The organism is Bradyrhizobium manausense (assembly GCF_018130615.1).
Lineage (GTDB): Bacteria > Pseudomonadota > Alphaproteobacteria > Rhizobiales > Xanthobacteraceae > Bradyrhizobium > Bradyrhizobium manausense_A.
Genome location: NZ_JAFCKB010000021.1, coordinates 68,039 through 91,075, shown reverse-complemented (window position 1 = coordinate 91,075; position 23,037 = coordinate 68,039). Strand labels below are relative to the sequence as shown.

Annotated in this window: 19 protein-coding genes; 11 read left to right on the top strand and 8 right to left on the bottom strand. The window is 64.0% G+C overall.

Annotated features, from left to right (window positions below):
* Positions 1 to 13: 13 nt before the first annotated feature.
* Entirely contained in the window at positions 14 to 940 is a 927-nt protein-coding gene (locus JQ587_RS30095) for a LysR family transcriptional regulator (RefSeq protein WP_212427759.1), read from the top strand.
* Here JQ587_RS30095 and JQ587_RS30090 read toward each other — a convergent pair whose 3' ends face one another.
* Both JQ587_RS30090 and JQ587_RS30085 read right to left on the bottom strand, forming a co-directional pair.
* The gene (locus JQ587_RS30090) at positions 941 to 2,308 is read right to left on the bottom strand and encodes a M23 family metallopeptidase (protein WP_212427758.1); all 1,368 of its coding nucleotides are present in this window, start codon (positions 2,306 to 2,308) and stop codon (positions 941 to 943) included.
* A gap of 111 nt (positions 2,309 to 2,419) precedes the next feature.
* Positions 2,420 to 3,121: a peroxiredoxin gene (locus tag JQ587_RS30085; RefSeq protein ID WP_212427757.1), complete on the bottom strand. Its 702-nt coding sequence runs from the start codon at positions 3,119 to 3,121 to the stop codon at positions 2,420 to 2,422.
* Positions 3,122 to 3,325: 204 nt separating this feature from the next.
* On the opposite strand from JQ587_RS30085, the gene JQ587_RS30080 reads away from it, so the two are divergent.
* Positions 3,326 to 7,132, top strand: coding sequence for a YhdP family protein (locus JQ587_RS30080; protein WP_212427792.1), 3,807 nt, complete (start codon positions 3,326 to 3,328; stop codon positions 7,130 to 7,132).
* A gap of 230 nt (positions 7,133 to 7,362) precedes the next feature.
* Here the strand turns inward: JQ587_RS30080 and JQ587_RS30075 are convergent, their stop codons facing one another.
* From JQ587_RS30075 to tyrS, 3 genes are all read right to left on the bottom strand, one after another.
* Positions 7,363 to 7,800, bottom strand: coding sequence for a DoxX family protein (locus tag JQ587_RS30075; RefSeq protein WP_212299657.1), 438 nt, complete (start codon positions 7,798 to 7,800; stop codon positions 7,363 to 7,365).
* A gap of 220 nt (positions 7,801 to 8,020) precedes the next feature.
* Complete coding sequence (locus JQ587_RS30070) at positions 8,021 to 9,277, bottom strand: MFS transporter (protein ID WP_212427756.1); 1,257 nt, start codon at positions 9,275 to 9,277, stop codon at positions 8,021 to 8,023.
* A 56-nt stretch (positions 9,278 to 9,333) separates the two neighbouring features.
* Positions 9,334 to 10,587: a tyrosine--tRNA ligase gene (gene tyrS, locus JQ587_RS30065; RefSeq protein ID WP_212427755.1), complete on the bottom strand. Its 1,254-nt coding sequence runs from the start codon at positions 10,585 to 10,587 to the stop codon at positions 9,334 to 9,336.
* A gap of 165 nt (positions 10,588 to 10,752) precedes the next feature.
* Here tyrS and JQ587_RS30060 point away from each other — a divergent pair, with 165 nt between their 5' ends.
* Entirely contained in the window at positions 10,753 to 11,856 is a 1,104-nt protein-coding gene (locus JQ587_RS30060; RefSeq protein ID WP_212427754.1) for an anhydro-N-acetylmuramic acid kinase, read from the top strand.
* 111 nt (positions 11,857 to 11,967) lie between these two features.
* A complete protein-coding gene (locus JQ587_RS30055) occupies positions 11,968 to 12,663 on the top strand; it encodes a glutathione S-transferase family protein (RefSeq protein ID WP_212427753.1) in 696 nt (231 codons plus the stop codon).
* Positions 12,664 to 12,789: 126 nt separating this feature from the next.
* Here the strand turns inward: JQ587_RS30055 and JQ587_RS30050 are convergent, their stop codons facing one another.
* The 3 genes from JQ587_RS30050 to JQ587_RS30040 all read right to left on the bottom strand — a co-directional run bounded on the left by JQ587_RS30050 (position 12,790) and on the right by JQ587_RS30040 (position 15,129).
* Complete coding sequence (locus tag JQ587_RS30050; protein ID WP_212427752.1) at positions 12,790 to 13,302, bottom strand: DUF1697 domain-containing protein; 513 nt, start codon at positions 13,300 to 13,302, stop codon at positions 12,790 to 12,792.
* 7 nt (positions 13,303 to 13,309) lie between these two features.
* The gene (locus tag JQ587_RS30045; protein WP_014495555.1) at positions 13,310 to 13,957 is read right to left on the bottom strand and encodes an alpha/beta hydrolase; all 648 of its coding nucleotides are present in this window, start codon (positions 13,955 to 13,957) and stop codon (positions 13,310 to 13,312) included.
* Positions 13,958 to 14,307: 350 nt separating this feature from the next.
* Complete coding sequence (locus JQ587_RS30040) at positions 14,308 to 15,129, bottom strand: LytTR family DNA-binding domain-containing protein (protein ID WP_249154598.1); 822 nt, start codon at positions 15,127 to 15,129, stop codon at positions 14,308 to 14,310.
* A gap of 173 nt (positions 15,130 to 15,302) precedes the next feature.
* Between JQ587_RS30040 and JQ587_RS30035 the strand changes: the two genes are divergently transcribed.
* The 7 genes from JQ587_RS30035 to JQ587_RS30005 all read left to right on the top strand — a co-directional run bounded on the left by JQ587_RS30035 (position 15,303) and on the right by JQ587_RS30005 (position 23,030).
* On the top strand, positions 15,303 to 16,493 hold the full coding sequence (locus tag JQ587_RS30035) for an acyltransferase family protein (protein WP_212427750.1): 1,191 nt from the start codon (positions 15,303 to 15,305) through the stop codon (positions 16,491 to 16,493).
* Positions 16,494 to 16,538: 45 nt separating this feature from the next.
* Positions 16,539 to 17,678 (top strand): cysteine desulfurase family protein, encoded by a 1,140-nt coding sequence (locus tag JQ587_RS30030; protein ID WP_212427749.1) that lies wholly within the window; start codon positions 16,539 to 16,541, stop codon positions 17,676 to 17,678.
* Between the two features lie 113 nt (positions 17,679 to 17,791).
* The gene (gene sufB / locus JQ587_RS30025) at positions 17,792 to 19,288 is read left to right on the top strand and encodes a Fe-S cluster assembly protein SufB (protein ID WP_212427748.1); all 1,497 of its coding nucleotides are present in this window, start codon (positions 17,792 to 17,794) and stop codon (positions 19,286 to 19,288) included.
* A gap of 61 nt (positions 19,289 to 19,349) precedes the next feature.
* The gene (gene sufC / locus JQ587_RS30020) at positions 19,350 to 20,102 is read left to right on the top strand and encodes a Fe-S cluster assembly ATPase SufC (protein WP_212299667.1); all 753 of its coding nucleotides are present in this window, start codon (positions 19,350 to 19,352) and stop codon (positions 20,100 to 20,102) included.
* Between the two features lie 11 nt (positions 20,103 to 20,113).
* Positions 20,114 to 21,418 (top strand): Fe-S cluster assembly protein SufD, encoded by a 1,305-nt coding sequence (gene sufD, locus JQ587_RS30015; protein WP_212427747.1) that lies wholly within the window; start codon positions 20,114 to 20,116, stop codon positions 21,416 to 21,418.
* On the top strand, positions 21,415 to 22,662 hold the full coding sequence (locus JQ587_RS30010) for a cysteine desulfurase (RefSeq protein ID WP_212427746.1): 1,248 nt from the start codon (positions 21,415 to 21,417) through the stop codon (positions 22,660 to 22,662). Before sufD ends, JQ587_RS30010 begins: the two co-directional genes overlap by 4 nt.
* Entirely contained in the window at positions 22,659 to 23,030 is a 372-nt protein-coding gene (locus tag JQ587_RS30005) for an SUF system Fe-S cluster assembly protein (protein WP_212427745.1), read from the top strand. The genes JQ587_RS30010 and JQ587_RS30005 overlap by 4 nt, the downstream gene beginning before the upstream one ends.
* Positions 23,031 to 23,037 lie beyond the last annotated feature (7 nt).

The window sequence follows — 23,037 nt, the reverse complement described above, 5'->3', positions numbered from 1 at the left end:
GGGTGTCGCGACCATGGTGAGCCTGACGTTGAAGCAGGTCGAAGCCTTCTACTGGATTGCCGAATTGGGCGGCGTGGTTGACGCCGCGGAGCGGCTGAACCTGGCGCAATCGACCATCTCCAAGCGCATCGCCGAGTTGGAAGCCGCGGTCGGGAGCGCGCTGTTCGATCGCAACGGTCGAACGATCAGCCTGACGCGCAGCGGTGAAAACCTGATCGAACTCGCAGCAGAGCTGTTGGAGCTCGAGGCGCGCATGCGTCAGGTCGCAGCGGGACCATTGGCGTTCAGTGGCGCGTTCCGGTTCGGCGTCACCGAGCTGGTAGCGCTGACCTGGCTGCCGAGGCTAATCGTGGCCATGAAGGAGGCCTATCCGGCGGTCATTCCGGAGCCCGAAGTCGAATCCAGCGTCGTGCTGCTCGATAAGCTCGCCGATCGTCGGCTGGATCTCGTCATTGGTCTTGATCCGCCGGCCAGTGCCGATTTCAACGCGCTGCCGCTCGACAGCGTCACGCTGCAATGGATGTCGGCGCCCGGCGTCGGCCCCAAGGCTGACGCGGCCGCGCTCGACGAGATCGCGCGATACCCGATCCTCACTCAGGGCGAAGGATCGGGCTTACAGAAGCTTGTTCTGGATTGGCTGGGCGCGAGCGGTATCAAGCTCAACCGCGTCGTCAAGTGCAACAGTCTCAGCGTGCTCTCGGCGCTGGCCGTGGCCGGGCTCGGCATCACCTTCCTGACCGAGCAGTATTTCCGGCATGAGATCGAGATCGGTCTCTTGCGCACGATTAGGACTTCGCCACCCATCCCGCAGATCAGGTACTTTGCCGTGACGCGGACCGACATCGTCGATCCGCTGGCCGGGCAGATCGCGCGGATTGCGCGTGAATGCTGCGATTTCTCGCTTCGAGGCCTGTCGGCGCGTCGCGTCCGACAGCGCTAGCTAACCCGCGCTGAGGCGTACGCCGGCGCGCAAGAACTTCTGCGGGTCGACGGCTTCGCCATCGATGCGGGTCTCATAGTGCAGATGCGGGCCGGTCGAACGTCCCGTCGATCCGACGAGGCCGATGACCTGGCCGATCTTCACGATCTCGCCGACCTTGACGTTGATCTCGGAGAGATGGCCGTAGCGGGTCGACAGCCCATTGCCGTGATCGACCTCGACCATGCGGCCGTAACCACCGGACCAGCCGGCCGAGACCACTTTGCCGTTGGCCGTGACGCGCGCGGGATCGCCCGTCGCGGCGCGGAAGTCGAGACCGGTATGCATCGCCGGCCGGCCGAGGAAGGGATCGCTGCGCACGCCGAAGCCCGAGGTGAATTCGACCTCGCCGATGACGGGCTTGCGATAGGGCACCTGCGCCAGGGTGCGGTTGAGCCGGTCCATCTCGGCGCGGGTGATATTGATACGATAGAGCTGCTTCTCGAACGAGCCTGCATTGGCGGTGAGCTTCACCGGCACGAACGGGCCGCCCATCGCGGCACGCGGCACGGCGGCTTCGAGACTGGCGATGTTCAGGCCGAGGTCGCTGACCACGCCGCGCATCCGCCGCATCCGCGAATCCATGCCTTCCTCGACGGCGTTGAGCGCCGCGACCTGGCGGCGCTCAACCTGGTCGAGCGAGGTCGTGAGCCGAACCAGGACATTGTCAAACCCCTGGTTCTTGGCGAATTGGTTGGCTGGCGGCGCCATCACCGCCGGCGCGCGCGATTCGAGCCGCGCTTCGCGATCGGGCGGCGCCACGAAAATCACGGTGTCGCTGATCGGCGACGGTTTGGGTGTGCCTTGCGTCGTCGTCTGGCTGGCGTCGCCGCGTTGCGGAGTCGCGCGTGGAATCGATCCGGTGACATCAGGCATGGCGCCGAGCGCCGTGGCCCGGGACTCCAGCGCCGTCTGGCGCTTCATGATCTGATCGAGCTTCTGGTCGAACTGCTCCTGGTCGAGCAGTTGGCGGCTGGTGGTGCGGTCGACCTTGGCGCGCAGTTCGGCGATGCGATCTTCATAGGCGTATTGCATCTCGGCCTGGCGGGCGATCAGCCGGGTCAGGACGTCGTCGCGGAAGGCGAAATAGGTGGCGGTCGCCGCCGACCACAGCCCGAGCAAGACGACGGTGCCGACGACGATCCAGAACACCACCGGTCCCAAGCGAACCTGCTTGCCGTGATGCAGGATGGTGTAGGCGTCATCGGTGTCGGCGAGCGGGATGGCGACTGCCGCCGCAGCAGTGGCGGGACGGCGATGAAAGGCACGCCCGTGGTCGTGGGGATGATGTTGGGGGGACTGCGAATATTGGGCAGAACTTTTCGACATCGGCACTCCCGCGCCGGTCGGAACGGTTCCTTGCGGCCTAATTGCCGCGGCAATCTGGGCTGGTCATGGTTAATTTTCCGGAAACGGGAGCGCTCGATTTTAACGCGCTGGTTAAAGACCTCTTGCCGCTGTCAGCACCTCATCGGCATGTCCGTCGACCCGGACATTGCGCCAGACCTTGGCCACTTTGCCGTCGGCGCCGATTAATACGGTGGTGCGAAGAACCCCGAGGAAGCTCTTGCCATACATGGACTTTTCGCCCCAGGCCCCATAGGCCTCCAGCATCTCGTGCTGCTCATCCGAGATCAGGGGGATACCGAGGCTGTGCTTGTCACGAAACTTCTCCTGGGCCTTTAACGGATCGGCCGAGATGCCCAGCACGGCGGTGCCGGCAGAGGCGAAAGCGTCGTTGAGCCGGGTGAAGTCGATCGCCTCGCGGGTGCAGCCCGGCGTGCCGGCGCGGGGATAGAAGAACAGCACCAGCTTCCGGCCGGCGTAATCCGCGGAGGTGACGACATTGCCGCCGTCGCGGGGCAGGCGGAACGCTGGGGCCTTCTGGCCCTCGACCAGAGCGGATTTGGCGCCGGAGGCCGCAGCGGCGGGCTTAGATGCCTTTTCAGAAGATTTTAACCGTTTCGATGCGGCCTTATGCGATGCTGCCTTTGGGCCCGCTTTGCCTGATTTGCTTGCCGACGCCGGCTGTGTTTTGGCGCCACGTGTTTGAGTCGCGGCCCGTGTTTTGAGGGGCTTGCTTTTTGCTGTTGAACTGCCGGAGGGCGTTTTGGACGATTTCTTTCGGGATTTCTTGGACATACGCCTTCCTTTCGTCGCTTTCGGCGGGTCAACCGAAGCGGTATTGCAGCTCTCGTCCGGCAAGCCGGATTCGCGCCCTCGGCTGGGCAAGTTTGGCGGCGCCGGAGTATGGTTACAAGGAATTCCACGCACCACCCCACTGCTCGTTGAACGCGCTCCCGGGGCGAAATGACGAACAGCAGGAACATTCGAGGCATGGCGGCAATGCCGGCGCGGGGAGCATCGATTCCCGTCGACGGCTGCGGTCCCGGCGGCGCTTCATCCTACGATGGGCGCCTGTATCGAGAGGCAATGGCTAGGAATACGTCGCCCCAGGATCACAATCGGGACTTCGATCGGCACGGCGGTCATGACGCGCAGCCGGAATGGGACGAGGCCGACTGGGATCAAGACCAGGAAGAGGAGGCGGGGCATCGCGCACGCCGCCTGTTGTCGCGTTCCAACTCGCGCTTCCGTGTCGGTGACGGCATCTCGGCGTTTCGGCGGGTGCTTCCGAGCGGTCGCTGGCTTCGCCGGATGTCCGTCGTCATCGGTGCCCTGATCGTCATCTTCGTCGGCTGCTTTGGCGCGCTGTGGTGGCGGCTGGGCGCCGGCCCCATCAATCTCGACATGGCAACACCCTGGCTCGCCGCCGCGATCGAGGACAATATCGGCCACGGCAACACCGTGGAGGTCGGCGGCACCCAGATCGAGCGCGCCGGGCGTATCAGGATCGCTGTGCGCATCCGCGACATCATTGTTCGCGACCATGACCATGCCATTGTCGCCAGCGCACCGAAGGCCGAGGTGCGGCTGTCGGGGGTCGCACTTCTCACCGGGCATCTGCGTGCCGAAAGCCTCAACCTCGTCGATGCCGAGCTTGCCATCCGGATTGCACCTGACGGGACTGTCACGGTGTCCGCCGGCGATACGGCGAAACCGCTGGCAACCGGCGTCGCATCCAAGAAGGAAGCAGGCCTGCCGCCGACATTCCCGCGGAACGGCGTGCCGCCGCCGCCTTTCGGGATGGCGCCTGCGACCCCGGACGCGTCTCAGGCAGCACCCCAAGCCGTCGCGCAGAGTGGAATCCTTCAGGGCCTCGACTGGCTCGATAGCCTGAGCATGACCGGCCTCGACGGCCAGAACCTCAACGAGATCGGTCTCAAGAACGGCAATCTGATCGTTGACGACCAGCAGCGCGGCAGCAAATGGGCGTTTGAGAACATCACGCTCAGCCTGCGCCGGCCGAGCCAGGGTGGCGTCACGCTCAGCCTCGGCGAGGAGGGAGCGCATCCGTGGTCGTTGCGCGCCACGATCGGGCCAGCCGAGAATGGCGTGCGTTCGGTCGATATCCGTGCCGACAAGGTCTCCACTTCCAACATCCTGCTCGCACTGCGCGTGAAGGATCTCACCTATACGGCCGATCTGCCTCTGACCGGCGAGCTCAAGGGCGAGCTTGGCCGCGACGGTGTTCCGACGTTCTTCCGGGGCAAGATCGCGGTCGGCGCGGGCAACATCATCGACACCGACACGCCTGATTATCCAATGGCGATCGACCAGGCCGAGATCAATGTCGAGTGGGATGCGGGACGGCGGGTGCTGGTCGCGCCTTTCAAGATCCTCTCGGGCGCGAACCGTCTGACGCTGCTGGCGCATCTCGAGCCTCCCAACGGTACCATCAACGACTGGCAACTCGGCTTCAGCGGCGGTTCGATCCTGCTGGGCGGCATCGACAACGAGCCGCCGCTCGTCTTCAACCGCATTGCGATCGGCTTCCGCTTCGACACCGACCACAAGCGCATGCTGCTGACGCAGGCCGATATCAGCAATGGCGAGATCGGCGTCGCCGGCACCGGCGCGATCGACTATTCCGGCGAGCCGCGCCTGACGCTCGGCTTTGCGGGAACGCCGATGTCGGCCTCCGCGCTGAAGCGGATGTGGCCGACACTGGTGGTGCCGGAGTTGCGCCAATGGGTGATCGAGCGGATCGAGCGCGGCACGCTCCAGCGCATCGAGGTCGGGATCAACTCGCCGACCAAGAACCTTCCGCGCAAGGGGCCGCCGATCCCCGATGACGGCCTGTCGGTCAACATCGTCGCGAGCGGCGTCGCGGTTCGCCCCGTGGACGGCATGCCGGTGGTGCACGACGCCGACCTCAAGGCGCACGTGACCGGACGCACCGCCACCGTGACTATCGGGCAGGGCATTGCCGACACGCCCGCGGGCCGCAAGATCACGATCTCCGACTTCACCTTCGAGGTGCCGGACATGGCGCCGAAGCCGTCGCCGTCGCGGACCCGCTTCCGCGTCGAGGGCCCGGTGCCGGCGGCGGCCGAGATGCTCTCCAATGATCGGCTCAGCGATCTGTCGTCGACCGTCGTCGATCCCAACACCAGCAAGGGCACGTTCACGGCCAACATCCAGCTCGGCCTGCCGGTCAAAGGCGAACTGACCAAGTCGGATACGGTCTACGCCGTCACCGCCGATCTCAACGGCTTTGCCGCCGACAAGCTGGTGATGAACCAGAAGCTCGAGGCCAACAATCTCAAGATCGTCGCCAACAACCAGGGCTATCAGGTCAAGGGCGACGTCAAGATCAACGGGCAGGCGGCCTCGCTCGACTATCGCAAGGCGACCGATGGCGACGCGGACGTCAAGCTGCAGACGACGCTGGATGATGCCGGCCGTGCACGACTGGGCTTCGATCTCAGTCCGGCCGTGAGCGGGTCGGTGCCGGTCAAGGTGTCCGGCAAGATTGCCGGCGGCCCCGAGCAGACGACGAAGCTCGGCATCGAGGCGGACCTGACCTCGGTCAAGCTCGACAACATCCTTCCCGGCTGGGTCAAGCTGCCGGGCAAGTCGAGCAAAGCGACGTTCAAGGTGGTGCCGACGGCGCAATCGACGCGGCTGGAGGACATCGTCATCGAAGGCGGCGGTGCCTCGATCAAAGGCTCGCTGGAAGTCGATCCGAACGGCGACCTCATGAATGCGAACTTCCCGACCTATTCGCCGTCCGACGGTGACAAGACGTCGTTGAAGGTGGAGCGCGGCCAGGACGGCGTGGTCCGCGGCACGATGCGCGGCGACGTGTTCGACGGCCGCGGTTTCCTGAAGTCGGCGATCTCAGGGAATTCCAAGGACGACAGCAAGAGCAAGCTCAAGAACGTCGATTTCGACATCGACGTGAAGCTCGGCACGGTCGCCGGATTCAATGGCGAGACGATGCGCAGCGTCGACGCCAAGATGTCGAAGCGCAGCGGGGCCATCAAGGCATTCTCGCTCAGCGGCAGGATCGGCCAGAACACCCCGGTGGCGGCCGATCTGCGCGGCGGTCGGGCGCAGGGCAGCCGCGAGGTGATCTACCTCCAGACCAATGATGCTGGATCGCTGCTGAAGTTCACCGACACCTATACCAAGGCGGTCGGCGGCCAGATGGTGGTGGCGATGGAGCCGCCGACGTCGGAGCCGAACACGGCGCGCGAAGGTCTCATCAACGTGCGCGACTTCACGGTGAAGGGCGAAGCGCAACTCGAGCGCGTTGCGGCCGGCGCGCCGAACGGCACGCCAGGCGGAACCGGTGTCTCCTTCAGCGCGTTGCGCGCGGAGTTCACCCGGCAGAACGGCGCGCTGACGATCCGCGACGGCGTAGTCAAGGGACCGATGATCGGCGCCACCATCGAGGGCTCGATCGACTATCCCGGCAATCAGGTGTGCATGAGCGGCACCTTCGTGCCGATGTACGGCGTCAACAACATCTTTGGCCAGATTCCGTTGTTCGGCATCTTTCTCGGCGGTGGCGACAAGGAAGGATTGATCGGCGTCACCTACGAGGTCGTCGGCACGCCGGCGGCGCCGGTGATGCGCGTCAATCCGATCTCGGCGATGGCGCCGGGCCTGTTCCGCAAGATCTTCGAGTTCAATACCGGCAAGCAGAACACGCCGATCGACGAGCTGCCGTCGTCGCAGTCCAGCGACAGCTCGACGGGATCGGCAAGGCCGCTTTCGAGCGGCTGCGGCCTCGCACGGCGTTAGCCGCGAAGCTACGATTGCACCGTGTTGGCGTGCGCCGGAAAATCGATCTTGGAATTTGTTGGGTGAGGGAGGCTGACGGGACCCGCAATGAACCGATTCGTTCACCGTCTCGTCATGTCCTTACTGCTCGTAGCGGCCCTCGTCCTGATCTGGAACGTGCTGGGCTCGCGCTAAATCGGCGCCGGCAAATCGCCGGCGCCGTCTCACGAAGGGTTGGTCCGTTGAGCGCGTCAGCGCCGTGCGAAGGCGCCGCCCGACGCCTCGCTTTCCTTGCCCAGCAGGGCGTCGACGCTGACCGAGCCGCCGCCTGCTGCCGAGATGTAGAGGCAGGCGAAGCAGAACAGGATCGCGGCGGTGCCGCCATTGAGCAGCGGCAGGAACACCGGCGTGCCGGTCTTGAGCATGTGGCCCATGAAGTAGGCGAAGGCCATCTCACCCGACAGGATGAAGGCCGTGAGGCGGGTGAACAGGCCGAGCATCAGCGCCGCACCGAGCACCAGCTCAAGCGTGCCGGCCGCATAGATCAGCGGCGGGATGTCCGCGAAGTAGGGGAGCACCGGGAACTTGAACAGCTTGGCTACGCCATACTGGAACAGCAGCAGGCCGGTGATGAAGCGAAACAGGCTCAAGAGAACCGGCTGAAAGCGAGTGAGATAAGGAAAGTTCATTGGTTTGTGCCCTCCATCCAATGCTGCGACTAGGACCGCATTCGGTTCCGCCCTGCAAGCTGCGCCAGGTCAATTTGCGCTGACATTTTTGTCATGTCGGACAAAACACCGCAGGCTGTGATTTCAGCCGCGTACCATTCGCATTTTCTGAGCGTATACGCGTCACGGCCGCCCGTAGTTCCCCGGTGACACGAATGAGATCAGGTTACCCCTGGGATACCTAGCGCCGTAAGGCGGGCACGATCAGGAACGGAATCATCCCGAGCACCACGCTCGCAAGCGCGAAAACGAGCAGTGCGTTGTAGCCGTGGGTCGCGTCATGGATCAGGCCGCCGCTCCAGGACCCGAACGCAGAGCCGAGGCCACTGCCGATCGAGATGGTGCCGTAGATGGTGCCGACCCGCTTGCCCCGAAAGATCTTCATGGCGGTTGCCGTGATCAGCGGCCCGCGCGAGCCCATCATGCTGCCGAAGCAGACGACGAAGCCGGTGAGCAGGATGAGGTTCGGGGAGTACTGCAACAGCCAGAGCAGGGCGATGCCGAGGATCGAGATCGCGTAGCTCAGCAGCACCGATGGCCTGCGTCCGATCAGCCCGTCGAGCGCCGAGACCCCTAACATGCCGAACACCAGAACCACGCCGGAAAAGCCCCAGGCGGTTGCGGCCTGGAGAGGCGGAAAGCCTGCATCGATCAGATAGGCGACGATCTGGGCCGCGATCGCATACATGCCGACGGCGGTGAAGAAGAAGGTCGAGAACAGCGCCCAGAAGGCGTGGTGGCGCATCGCGCTGAGAAGTGTCCAGCCGTCATCGATGAAATCCGGATCGGTCTTCTTCACCACGTGTGGCGAGCCTGCTGCAAAGAGCCGCCACGGCAGCAGCATGAGCGGCACCAGCAGGCCCAAAGCGGCGAAGCCGAACATCTGATAGGTCTGGCGCCAGCCGAGATGATCGATCAGAAGCTGCGAAGCCGGCAGCAGCGCCAGCACGCCGCCGCCCATCGCCGAGTAAACCACCGCCATTGCGGTCGGCAGCTTTGGGCCGAACCAGCGGCCGAGCAGGATCGAGTTCGGCACGTTGCCGATGAAGGCCACGCCGATGCCGACGCACAGCCCGATCGAAAGTTGAAATTGCCAGAGTGCTTTCGCATGGCCTGCGATCAGAAACGCCGAGCCGAGCAGCAACAGGCCGAGCGCATAGACGATGCGCGGTCCGGAATGATCGAACAGCCGTCCGACCAGCGGTGCGGTCAGCCCGCTGATCAACCACGTCAGCGAATAGATCGAGACGACTTGCGCGCGGTCCCAACCGAAGGTCTCAGCGATGGGCTTGAGGAAAACGGTGAAGCTTTCACTCAGGCCGCGGCCGAGCACTGCCAGCGTGAAGCACAGCGCGAGCACGACGAGCGCGGTGCGCACCGCGCCTTGCTGCGGGCTTTCGCGTTCCGTAGCCGTTTCCTTGGGCGTCTTCTGATCCATTGCCTGTCAGGGAGCGCGCTTCGGCACGCCCTGACAAGCATCAAAAGCTCATACGCCTATGCAGGCCGGATGAGGACGTGCTTCTTCTTGCCGAAGGACAGCTTGATCACACCTTCCGGCGTCAGATTGGCCGCCGACAGTGCCATCTTCTCGTCGGCAACCGGCTCGTCGTTGATGCGCAGGCCGCCGCCCTTGATCTGGCGGCGCGCCTCGCCATTGGAGGCGACGAGGCCCGCCTTGACGAAGGCGTTGAGCACGCCGAGCCCGGCCTCCAGCTCGCCGCGCGGAATTTCCACCGTCGGCAGGCTTTCGGCGAGCGCGCCTTCCTCGAAGGTGCGGCGCGCGGTTTCGGCCGCTTCGTTGGCTGCGTCGCGGCCATGCAGCAGCGCGGTCGCTTCCGTTGCGAGCACCTTCTTGGCCTCGTTGATCTCCGAGCCGCCGAGCGCCTCGAGCTTCTTGATCTCGTTCAGCGGCAGGGTCGTGAACAGCTTCAGGAATTTGCCGACGTCGGCGTCCTCGGTGTTGCGCCAGTACTGCCAGAAATCATAGGGCGAGAACTGGTCGGCATTGAGCCACACCGCGCCTTGCGCCGTCTTGCCCATCTTGGCGCCCGAGGCGGTCGTCAGCAGCGGCGTCGTCAGCGCGAACAGCTGATGCGTGCCCATGCGGCGGCCGAGATCGACACCCATGATGATGTTGCCCCACTGGTCCGAGCCGCCCATCTGCAAATGGCAGCCGGTCCGCTTGGCCAGTTCGACGAAGTCGTAGGCCTGGCAGATCATGTAGTTGAACTCGATGAAGCTCATCTCCTGCTCGCGCTCGAGGCGCAGGCGCACGGAGTCCATGGTCAGCATGCGGTTGACCGAGAAATGCCGGCCGACGTCGCGCAGCATCTCGATCCAGTTGAGCTTGGTCAGCCACTCCGCATTGTCCAGCATGACGGCGTCGCTCTTGCCGTCGCCATAGCGCAGCACTTTTGCGAACACGCCGCGGATCGAGGCCTTGTTTGCCTCGATCTCGGCGACGGTGCGGATCGCGCGCGTCTCGTCCTTGCCGGAGGGATCGCCGACCATGGTGGTGCCGCCGCCCATCAGCGTGATCGGCTTGTTGCCGGACTGCTGAAACCAGTGCAGCAGCATCATGGTCAGGTAGTTGCCGATGTGCAGCGAGGGAGCGGTACAGTCGTAGCCGACATAGGCGATCGCCTCGCCCTTGGCGGCGAGGGCGTCCAGCCCCTCGAAATCGGAGCATTGGTGGATGAATCCACGTTCCTGCAGGGTGTTGAGGAAATCCGATTTAAATGCAGTCATCTGTCGGCGTGCCTGACAATTCTTGGTTTACTGTTTTGGGAGCAATTTAAGGGTCTTTCGTGGGAACTCGATTGCTGCCCGCCACTTGGCGCTGTGGCATTATAAGATGTGCCCCTCTGGCACAAGATCGGCATGCCGGAGGTAGGGTTTTGAGGACGCTGATCCATGATGTTGACGGCACTCGGTTTGATGAGCGGCACCTCGCTGGACGGGGTGGACGTCGCGCTCATCGAAACCGACGGAAAGCAGGTGAAAGCGTTCGGACCGTCCGGTTACCGGCCCTACAGCCCGGCGGAGCGCAGTCTGCTGCGCCAGGCGTTGTCCGAGGCTGTGCATCTGTCGCAACGCGACGCCCGGCCGGGGATTTTGGCCGCGGCCGAGCGCGCGGTGACACTGGCGCATGCCGAGGCGGTCGCCGCTTTCGTCGCCCAGAACCGGATGAAGCCTGAGGAGATCGACATCGTCGGCTTTCACGGCCAGACCGTGCTGCACCGGCCTGAGCGGCGGCTGACGGTGCAGATCGGCGATGCGCCGGCGCTGGCCCGGGCCATCCATATCCCTGTCATGCACGATTTCCGCGCCGCCGACGTCGAGGCCGGCGGGCAGGGCGCGCCCCTCGTGCCGGTCTACCACCGCGCGCTCGCCAATTCGCTGGCGCGCGAAGGACCGATCGTCGTGGTCAACATCGGCGGCGTCTCCAACATCACCTATATCGACGGCAACGATACGCTGATCGCCTGCGATACCGGTCCGGGCAACGCGCTGCTCGACGATTTCATGTACCGCACCATGAACCAGGCGTTCGATACCGAAGGGAAATTCGCAGCCCTCGGCAAGGCCGACGAGGCCTGGATCGCAAAGGCGCTTGAGCTGCCGTTCTTCGCTCTTCCGCCGCCGAAATCGCTCGACCGCAACGACTTTGCGGCCTTGAGGCTTGGCGACGTCGCGCCGGCCGATGGCGCTGCGACGCTCACCGCCTTCACTGCGGCTGCGATCGCGCGCATCGTCCCCTTGCTGCCGCGACGGCCGCGAAGCTGGATCGTCTGCGGCGGCGGCGCGCGCAACCTCACCATGATGCGGATGCTGCGGGAGCGCGTCGGCTCGGCCACGGTCGAGGCCGCGGAAACGCTGGGTTGGGCCTCCGATGCGATCGAGGCGCAGGCCTTCGGCTTCCTTGCCGCCCGCGGCCTGAAGGGCCTGCCGCTGTCCTATCCGGCCACCACAGGCGTGCCGATGCCGATGACGGGCGGGGTGATCGCGAGGCCCTAAGAAGGACTGCCCAAAGGTCACGGTCGATTAATGCAACTGCATGGATCTTGACGGATGTATGCATGTGCATCTATGTTGGATGCAGCTGCATCAACCGCCGGGATCATGGCCATGACTGCTTCACTCGGAACGCCCGCTTCATTGAAACTGATCAGCCACAAGCTTTGCCCCTACGTGCAGCGCGCGGTGATCGCGCTGAAGGAGAAGGGCGTGCCGTTCGAGCGGATCGATATCGATCTCGCGAGCAAGCCCGATTGGTTCCTGAAACTGTCGCCGCTCGGCAAGGTGCCGGTGCTGGTGGTGACGACGGAGCAGGGCGAGGTCGCGTTGTTCGAGAGCAATGTGATCTGCGAGTACATCGAGGAGACGCAAGGCGGCGCGAAGCTGCATCCGGCGGATGCGTTGAAGCGCGCCGAGCACCGTGCCTGGATGGAGTTCGGCTCGGCGATCCTCGGCGATCTCTGGGGCTTGGAGACGACGACGGATCCGGTGACGTTCGAGAGCAAGCGCCAGGCGCTTGCGGCAAAATTCGCGCGCGTGGAAGCGGCGCTCGGCGCCAGGCCTTATTTCGCAGGCGAGACGTTCAGCCTGGTCGATGCGGTGTTTGCACCGGTCTTCCGCTATTTCGATCTGTTCGACGAGCTGACCGATCACGGCATTTTCCGCGATGTGCCGAAGGTCCGTGCCTGGCGCGCGGAGCTCGCGAAACGTCCGAGCGTCCGCACCGCGGTCGGCGCAGACTATGTGCAATTGCTGCGCGCCTTCCTCGTGCGGCACGACGCGCATTTGCTCAAGCTCGCGGCCTGACGGAATTCTTTTAGGGGGGAAAGCTTCCGGCGTCGCTCGAAGAGCGATGCGGAAGCGTGCCCACCGCGTCTGCTGCAATGGTGGAGAGATGGTGGGCACGCTGCGCTTTGCCCATCCTGCCAGCCACTAGAGTTCCGCGGCCATTTTCGCCAGCGTCGCGATCGTGTTTATGTTGCGCGCCGTGCCAAGCTTGGCAGCGGGAATCGCGAGTTTTGACGTTCCCATACCGTCGCCGTAATGCACGTAGATCTCGCGGCGGCCGAGTTTGACCTCTTCGTTCTTCTGACCGCGAATTCCGGCGAGCGTATCCGCAGGCGGCGCCTTGTCGAGGAAGATCGCGACCGTGCGGTTGGGCGCCATCTTGGGAAATGGATTGTCGGCGAAAACCCGCGCCATCTCCGCAGCGCTGCGCACGAGCACACCGACCGGCGCGCCGGCATAGGTGTGCAAACGCTTTTCCAGCGCGGCCTTGACTGCGGATTCCGATTTGCGGCTGGTGAAGACCACATTGCCGCTGGCGATGTAGGTGCGCACGGCGCCAAAGCCGAGCTCTTCGCACATCGCCTTGAGCTCGGTCATCGGCAGCTTGCCGGTGCCTCCGACATTGACCGCGCGCAGCAGGGCTACAAACGCGGCCATGTCATTCTTACCGCACGTTGGCCAGACGCATGTCGAGATAGGCCGTGATGGTCTCCATCAACGGCTCGAGCTTGGCGTCGAAGAAGTGGTTGGCGCCTGGAATGACCTGCTGGTCGATCACGATGCCCTTCTGCGTCTTCAGCTTCTCGACCAGCGTGTTGACGTCCTTCGGCGGCACCACCGCGTCCTTCTCGCCATGCACGATCAGGCCCGACGACGGGCAGGGCGCAAGGAACGAGAAGTCGTAGAGATTGGCCGGCGGCGCAATCGAGATGAAGCCTTCGACCTCGGGACGGCGCATCAAGAGCTGCATGCCGATCCAGGCACCGAAGGAGAAGCCGGCGACCCAGCAGGCGCGCGCTTCGGGATTGATGGTCTGTGCCCAGTCGAGGGCTGCCGCCGCGTCCGACAGTTCGCCGGTGCCGTGGTCGAATGAGCCCTGGCTGCGGCCGACGCCGCGGAAGTTGAAGCGCAGCACCGAGAAGCCGCGATGCGCAAAGGCGTAGTAGCACTGGTACACGATCTGATGGTTCATCGTGCCGTGAAACTGCGGATGCGGATGCAGGATCATCGCGATCGGCGCGTTCTTCTGCTTGGCCGGGTGATAGCGGCCTTCGAGACGGCCGGCGGGGCCGGTGAAAATGACTTCAGGCATCGATGATCTCTTGATTGATGTGCTGGAGAGCTGGTCCTTGGCAATCAATCGATTGTGGCCTCATCGGCAGGTGCCGACGAAAGCGCGAATGGAAGGATGAGAAGGCGTGCGCCTCGCGGTGATGCGCGATCGGCGCGCGGTGACTTGACGGCCGCGTTCTAACATAGGCTGCGGGGCAAAAAGCAAGCATCTTCGGCATCTATCAATGAGCTCAAGTGCTTAGCCGGCCATCCCGGTGTCACGCCAAGTGCGGCTGGAATTGAACGAGGTGTTGGCCAGCCTCGCATTTGAGGCGGCAACTGATTGGAATCACGGCCGTTTATCGACCGTCGGGCGCTCCCGCGAGCGATTCACGCCGGTGCTGTGCGGCCTCCGAGCGCGGCGACAGCGGGCCGATAGCGGCGGCTGCCGCCCAGCGTCTTGCCATTGTCGAATGTGAGCTCGAAATCCCCCGACGGCTTGAAGTCCACGCCGCTGACCCGGTCGAGATTGGCAAGTCTCGTCCGGTGAACGCGCACGATGGCGAAGCGGCCGAGCTCGCTTTCAGTCGCAGCGAGCGTCCCCCGGATCAGGTGCTGGGTGCCGTTGGCGAGGCTGTATTCGATGTAGTTGCCGGCAGAGGCGACCCACAGGATGTCGCGCGGCGCGACGCGAATGCGGCTGGTGCCATCCCGGAGCCAGATCAAATCGGGAGACGGTTGCTCCCGCAGGGCGGCTGGCATGGACAGGGCTTGTTGTGCGGCCCTGCGCAGCTCGCGACGGCTTTCGAGCAGCCAGAGCGTGGCCCCGATCAGCAATGCGGTCACCACATCCTTGCGGAACTCATAAAGGACTGACGCCAGCGAGAAATGGAAGTCGTAGGCACTGCCCGCGAGCCAGAGCATGAGTTTCCGCAAGCCCACCATGCCGGCAATGTGAAGGGCCGAGAAGCCGAGCAGGGCGGCCACACCCATCCCGGTCCGCGCCGCCAGGCCCGTCGTCTGGCGCATGTGCCGGACCGCCAGCATCAGGATCGGCACCAACGCCAGGATAACGATGATGCTCGTCATCTCCCAGAAGAGGCGTCGGCCGATATCGGCACTGTCGCCGCGCCAGGCAGCGTCCTGCGCGCCGGAGAGCGCGTTGACGATGCCGATGGCGAGCGCAATGGCGGCCATCGCCGCGAACATCATCCAATCGCCACTGATCCCGCGGGACCAACCGCTCGTCCCTGATGGCGACACCTCATCCCCTGGCGCTCGGTTCTGATCCCAAACCGTCTCGACGGGCTCCGTTTCGGGGGCATTTTGGCCGTCAGCCATGGCTCGAAAACCGCATTTGCCGAGCCGTCAAGGAGCAGAGAACCATGTCAACACCGCAGCAAGCATCAAACCCGGAACGACGCGTCGATTTGGACTGGGTGCGGATTTTAGCCTTTGGGCTCCTGATCTTCTACCACGTCGGCATGCTCTACGTGTCCTGGGGATTTCACATCAAGAGCGAGCACCGGCTCACCTGGCTCGAGCCCGTGATGCTGGTCCTCAATCCCTGGCGGCTGTCGCTGCTGTTCCTGGTCTCCGGGGTTGCCAGCCGTTTCATGCTGAGGAAGGTCCGCCTCGCCGCGTTCGTCCGCGCGCGGTCGATGCGGCTGCTGATCCCGCTGATCTTCGGCATGCTCGTGATCGTGCCGCCGCAATCCTATCTCCAGATCGTCGAGAGCCTCGGCTATCCGGCAGGTTTCGCCGACTACTATCTCCACCATTATCTGGCGTTCAGCGCGCAGTTTTGTCCGAACCCCTGCATCGTGCAGCCGACCTGGAACCATCTCTGGTTCGTGGTCTATCTCTGGGTCTATACGATGGCCCTGGCTGGCGTGCTGTCCCTGTGGCCGACGGCCGCAGATCGGATTGGTGACAAGTTGGCGGCCGCGCTTACAGGCCCGTGGCTGCTGCTTCCGTGCCTGCTGTTTGCCGCCTGGCGGCTGTTTCTGTCACCGATCTTTCCATCGACGCATGCGCTGTTCGGCGACTGGTACAACCACGCGGACTACGCGACCGCATTCCTGATCGGTTTCCTGCTCGCGCGCCAAGATCGTGTCTGGCATGACATCGAGCGGCAACGGTGGGTGGCGCTGGCGCTTGGTGCCGCTTGCTTCACCGCCTTCATCCTCATTTTTGCCGGCTGGTTCCCGCGGTCGCTGATGCTGCGATGGTTCGCCGGCTCGGTCTATGGCTGCTATCAGTGGATCGCGATGGTGGCCGTTCTCGGCTTTGCACGACGCCATTTGACGGCCGATGGTCCGGTGCGCCGCTATCTGACCGATGCGATCTTCCCCTATTACATCGTGCATCAGACCGCGATCATCGTGATCGCGCACGCGCTGCGGGACAGCGGACTGTCTGCTGGAAGCGAGGCCGCCATCGTGATCGCGGGCACCGCGCTCACCTGTCTGGTCAGTTACGAAGTCGCGCGGCGCATTGGCTGGCTGCGTCCGCTGTTCGGGCTGCGGATGGAACCCCGTTCAACCGCCGGAATCGCGCGGCAACAGCCAGCCTGATGCGCTTCCAATTGGCTTGATGGCAAAAGGTGCTAAGAGGGCGCCATGCCAAACCGCGTCTATCTCGACTGGAATGCGACCACGCCGCTGCGCCCCGAGGCGCGGGCGGCGATGGTCGCCGCCTATGAGCGGATTGGCAATCCGTCCTCGGTCCATGCCGAGGGGCGGGAAGCACGGCGGCTGGTCGAGGAGGCCCGTGCCACGCTGGCGGCCGCGGTGGGCGCGCTGCCCCGGAACGTCGTGTTCACGTCCGCCGGAACCGAAGCCAATGCGCTGGCGCTGTCACCCGGCCTGCGCGGGGGGGCGGGCGAGCCGGTGCAGCGGCTTCTGGTCTCCGCGATCGAACATGCCTCGGTGCTGGCGGGGGGCCGGTTGCCGGCAGAGCGCATCAGCCAGATCCGGGTCACGCGCTCCGGGATCGTCGATCTCGATCATCTCCGCGCTCTGCTCGCCGACGGCCCGCCGGCGCTGGTCTCGGTCATGGCGGCCAATAACGAGACCGGCACGCTCCAGCCGGTCGCGGAGGCGGCGCGGATCGTCCGCGAGGCCGGCGGCCTTCTGCACGTCGATGCGATCCAGGCGCTCGGCAAAATTGCGTTCAATATTAATGCGATAGGCGCGGACCTTGCGACCTTTTCTGCGCACAAGATCGGTGGTCCGAAGGGCGTCGGTGCGCTGATCGTGGCGGAGGGGCTTGCTGGGTTGGAACCGGTCCTGCGCGGTGGCGGGCAGGAGCTCGGCCGGCGGGCGGGAACCGAGAATGTCGCCGGTATCGCGGCCTTCGGCGCGGCGGTGAAAGCTGCGCTTCAGGCTCTGCCGGAGGATGCGAAGCGGATGACAACCCTTAGAGATCGCTTGGAAAACGGCCTTCGGGCGGTCGCCGGCGCGACGATCTTCGCGGATCAGGTTGCGCGGTTGCCAAATACCGTTCTCTTCACTGCGCCGGGTCTGAAGGCCGAGACCGCCGTGATCGGCTTCGACCTCGAAGGCATCGCGGTCTCCTCCGGTTCCGCCTGCTCCTCCGGGAAGGTTCAGCCCTCCCACGTGCTCTCGGCCATGGGATTCGATGGCACCGTTGCCCAGGGAGCGGTGCGTCTCAGTCTGGGCTGGTCCACGGAACCGGCGGACATCAATAGGGCGTTAGAGGCTTGGCGAAAGCTCGGTAATACCCTACTTAGAGCCTAAGCGACGAAACACGGCTTGAACTGTTCTAAGCCCGTGCTTTCCGCACAGAAACATCGTAATAGTCGTTCGAGTTTGATCCACCGCGGTCCTTGAAACCGCGAGCGGAGGATGGAATGCCAGCCGTACAAGAGACGGTCGAGCGCGTGAAGCGCATCGACGTCGACCAGTATCGTTATGGGTTTGAGACCCTGATCGACTCCGAGAAGGCTCCCAAGGGGCTGTCGGAAGAGATCGTAAAGTTCATCTCGCAGAAAAAGAACGAACCCGACTGGATGCTCCAGTGGCGGCTCGATGCCTATCGGCGCTGGCTGACCATGACCGAGCCGACCTGGGCGCGTGTCGACTATCCCAAGATCGACTTCCAGGATCTCTATTACTACGCCGCGCCGAAGCCGAAGAAGACGGTCACCTCGCTCGACGAGATCGATCCGGAGATCCTGAAGACCTACGAGAAGCTCGGCATTCCCTTGCGGGAAGTCGCCATGCTCGAAGGCGTCGAGCCCAAGCCGGGCGAGCAAGATCCCGCGCGTCGCAAGATCGCGGTCGATGCTGTCTTCGATTCGGTCTCCGTTGCGACCACTTTCAAGGCGGAGCTGAAGAAGGCCGGCGTGATCTTCATGCCGATCTCGGAAGCCATCCGCGAGCACCCTGAACTGGTGCAGAAATATCTTGGCTCGGTGGTTCCGACCTCGGACAATTTCTACGCCACGCTGAACTCGGCGGTGTTCTCCGACGGCTCGTTCGTCTACGTGCCGCCGGGCGTGCGCTGCCCGATGGAGCTGTCGACCTATTTCCGCATCAACGAGCGCAACACCGGCCAGTTCGAGCGCACGCTGATCATCGCGGACAAGGGTTCCTATGTCTCCTATCTCGAAGGCTGCACCGCTCCGCAGCGCGACGAGAACCAGCTGCATGCCGCCGTGGTCGAGCTCGTCGCGCATGACGACGCCGAGATTAAATATTCGACTGTGCAGAACTGGTACCCCGGCAATTCGGAAGGCAAGGGCGGCATCTACAATTTCGTCACCAAGCGTGGCGACTGCCGCGGCAACCATTCCAAGATCTCCTGGACCCAGGTCGAAACGGGTTCAGCGATCACCTGGAAGTATCCGAGCTGCATTCTCCGCGGCGACAATTCGCGCGGCGAGTTCTACTCGATCGCGATCTCGAACGGCTTCCAGCAGGTCGATTCCGGCACCAAGATGATCCATCTCGGCAAGAACACGTCGAGCCGAATCATCTCGAAGGGTATCGCCGCCGGCAAATCGCAGAACACCTATCGCGGTCTCGTCACCGCGCACCGGAAAGCGACCGGCGCGCGCAATTTCACCGCATGTGACTCGCTGTTGATCGGCGACAAATGCGGCGCGCACACCGTGCCGTACATCGAGGCCAAGAATTCGTCGGCGACGTTCGAGCACGAGGCGACGACGTCGAAGATCTCCGAGGACGTGCTGTTCTACTGCATCCAGCGCGGCCTCAGCCAGGAAGAGGCTGTCGGCCTCGTCGTCAACGGCTTCGTCAAGGATGTGCTGCAGCAACTGCCGATGGAATTCGCGGTGGAAGCGCAGAAGCTGATCTCGATCTCGCTTGAAGGGTCGGTTGGCTGATCGCCGACCCCAGCGGTGCGCCACGGCGCTCAAACATCAATTGAATAAACTGGATACCAAGATGGCTTTGCTTGAAGTGAAAGACCTCAAGGTTCGTGTCGAGGAGCGTGAGATCCTCCACGGGCTGACGCTGACCGTGAACGAGGGCGAGGTGCACGCGATCATGGGGCCGAACGGCTCCGGCAAATCGACGCTCTCCCATGTCATCGCCGGCAAGCCCGGTTATGAGGTCACCGACGGCCAGATCCTGTTCAAGGGCGAGGACCTTCTGGAAATGGATCCCAACGAGCGCGCCGCGAAGGGCGTGTTCCTGGCGTTCCAGTACCCGGTCGAGATTCCCGGCGTCGCCACCATGACCTTCCTGCGCACGGCGCTGAACGCACAGCGCAAGGCGCGCGGTGAGAGCGAATATTCGACGCCGGACTTTCTGAAGAAGGTCCGCGAGGTCTCGAAGTCGCTGAACATTCCGCAGGACATGCTCAAGCGCGGCGTCAATGTCGGCTTCTCCGGCGGCGAGAAGAAGCGCAACGAGGTGCTGCAGATGGCTCTGTTCGAGCCGAGCCTGTGCATCCTCGACGAGATGGATTCGGGCCTCGACATCGACGCGCTGCGCATCGCGGCCGACGGCGTCAACGCGCTTCGCTCGCCGGGCCGCGCGATGGTCGTGATCACCCATTATCAGCGGCTGCTGAACTACATCGTGCCCGACGTCGTGCACGTGATGTCGAAGGGCCGTGTGGTGAAGAGCGGCGGCAAGGAATTGGCGCTGGAGCTGGAAGCGTCCGGCTACGCCCAGTTCGAGGACGCCGCGTAAGGAATTTTGCGATGAACGTTGCTGTGGCTAAGACCGGGAACGGCCGCGCGGTGAGCGATCTGTTCGCCAGCGCCGAAGGCCGCCTGGCGGGTTCGCCGTCCGTAATCGCGGTCCGCCGCGAGGCGTTCGAGACCTATGAGCGTCTCGGCCTGCCGCACCGCCGGATCGAGGAATGGAAATACACCGACCTGCGCGCGCTGGTCGGCGAGGTGCCGCCGCTGGCAGCCGCGCCCGATGCGGCCGCGCTGAAGCGCGCTGCGGACGCCGTGAAGACACACGCGATCGTGGGCGCCCGCAAGCTGGTGCTGGTTGACGGTGTGTTCGCGGCTGATCTGTCCGATGTCAAGGCGCTTGCCTCCGAGGTGAGCTTCAAGACGTTGCGGGAAGCGCTGGAGAAAGATTCGGGTCTGCTGACGACCGCCGCCACCGACGCCGTGATCGCGCTGAACGCTGCCATGGCGACCGACGGTGTGGTGCTGTCGATTGCCGACGGCACGCAGCTGTCCGCGCCGATCCAGATCATCCACATTGCGACGGCGGCTTCCGCATCTGGCTTCACCCGCTCGCAAGTCGCGATCGGGAAGGGCGCGCGTGCCACCATCGTCGAGAGCTTCGTTGCGGCTGGCGCCAAGGCCTACCAGGTCAACGACGCCTTGACCGTCACGGTCGGCGACGATGCCGATGTCGCACATATCCGCCTGATGGACGACGCGCCTGACGCCGTGAACGTCTCGTCGCATTTCGTCACCATCGGCGCCAATGTGAAGTTCAACTTTTTCAACATGACCACGGGGGCCGCGGTCAGCCGCCTGCAGGGTTTCATCACGCTGGCGGGTGAGGGCAGTGAGCTCTCGGCCAATGGCGTCAACCTGCTGCAGAAGACCGAGCATGGCGACACCACGCTGGTGGTCGACCATGCCGTGCCGAACTGCGTCAGCCGCGAAGTCTTCCGTGCCGTGATCGACGATCGCGCCCACTCGGTGTTTCAGGGCCGCATCATCGTTCGTCCCGACGCGCAGAAAACCGACGGCAAGATGATGACCCGTGCGTTGCTGCTCTCGGACGAAGCCGAGGCCGACAACAAGCCGGAGCTCGAGATCTTCGCCGATGACGTCTCCTGCGGCCACGGCGCCACCGCCGGCGCCTTGGACGACAGCCTCTTGTTCTACCTGAAGGCCCGCGGCCTGCCGGAGAAGCAGGCCCAGGCGCTGCTGATCCAGGCGTTCGTTGGCGAGGCGATCGAGCAGATCGCCGATGATGGCCTTCGCGAGCACGTGATCGGCATTGCCGAGCGCTGGCTGGAGCGGCGGTCATGAGCACGCATCCCGCAGTCAAGAACGGCGTCTATGACGTCGCGCGCGTGCGCCAGGACTTTCCGGCGCTCGCCATGCAGGTCTATGGCAAGCCGCTGGTCTATCTCGACAACGCCGCCTCGGCGCAGAAGCCGAGCGCCGTGCTCGACCGCATGACGCAGGCCTATACGAGCGAATACGCCAACGTGCATCGCGGGCTGCACTACCTCGCCAATGCGGCGACGGAGGCTTACGAGGGCGGCCGCACCAAGGTGGCGCAGTTCATCAATGCTGCTCGAACCGAGGAAGTGATCTTCACCCGCAACGCCACGGAGGCGATCAACCTCGTCGCGTCGTCCTGGGGCGGGCCGAACATCAAAGAGGGCGACGAGATCGTCATCTCGATCATGGAGCACCACTCCAACATCGTGCCGTGGCATTTCCTCAGGGAACGCCAGGGTGCCGTGATCAAGTGGGCGCCGGTCGACGATGAGGGTAACTTCCTCATCGACGAGTTCGAGAAGCTGCTGACGCCGAAGACCAAGCTGGTCGCGATCACGCAGATGTCGAACGCGCTCGGCACCATCGTCCCAGTCAAGGACGTCGTGAAGATCGCCCACGCCCGCGGCATTCCCGTGCTGGTCGACGGCAGCCAGGGCGCGGTGCATCTGCCGGTCGACGTCCAGGACATCGGCTGCGACTTTTACGTCTTCACCGGCCACAAGGTATACGGTCCGACCGGCATCGGCGTGCTTTGGGCCAAGTACGACCACCTCGTCGCGATGCGCCCCTTTAACGGCGGCGGCGAGATGATCCGCGAGGTCTCGCGTGATGTCGTCACCTATGGCGATCCGCCGCACAAGTTCGAAGCGGGCACGCCCGCGATCGTCGAGGCCGTCGGTCTTGGCGCCGCCATCGATTACGTCAATTCGATCGGCAAGGAGCGCATCGCCGCGCACGAGAACGACCTCACCACCTATGCCCAGGAGAAGCTGCGCGAGATCAACTCGGTCAGGCTGATCGGCACCGCCCGCGGCAAGGGACCGGTGATCTCCTTCGAGCTCAAGGGCGCACACGCTCATGACGTCGCCACCGTGATCGACCGCCAGGGCATCGCAGTGCGCGCCGGCACCCATTGCGTGATGCCGCTTTTAGAGCGGTTCAACGTGACCGCCACCTGCCGCGCCTCGTTCGGCATGTATAATACGCGGGAAGAAGTCGATCATCTGGCACAGGCGCTGCTCAAGGCGCGGGATTTGTTCGCATGAGTGACACGGCCGAAATCAAAGCCAATCCGATGGAGACTCATTCGGCGCTGCCGCCGGAGGAGACCGAGCGTCTCACCGCCGAGATCATCGCCGGCCTCAAGACCGTTTTCGACCCGGAAATCCCCGCCGACATTTACGAGCTCGGCCTGATCTACAAAGTCGAGATCAAGGACGATCGTTCCGTCGACGTTCAGATGACGCTGACGACGCCGAACTGCCCGGCCGCCGGCGAGCTGCCGACCATGGTCGAGAACGCGGTCGCAAGCGTTCCCGGCGTCGGCGTGGTCGACGTCAAGGTCGTCTGGGAGCCGGCCTGGACGCCGGAGCGCATGAGCGACGAGGCTCGCCTCGTGCTCAACATGTGGTGACGCGTAC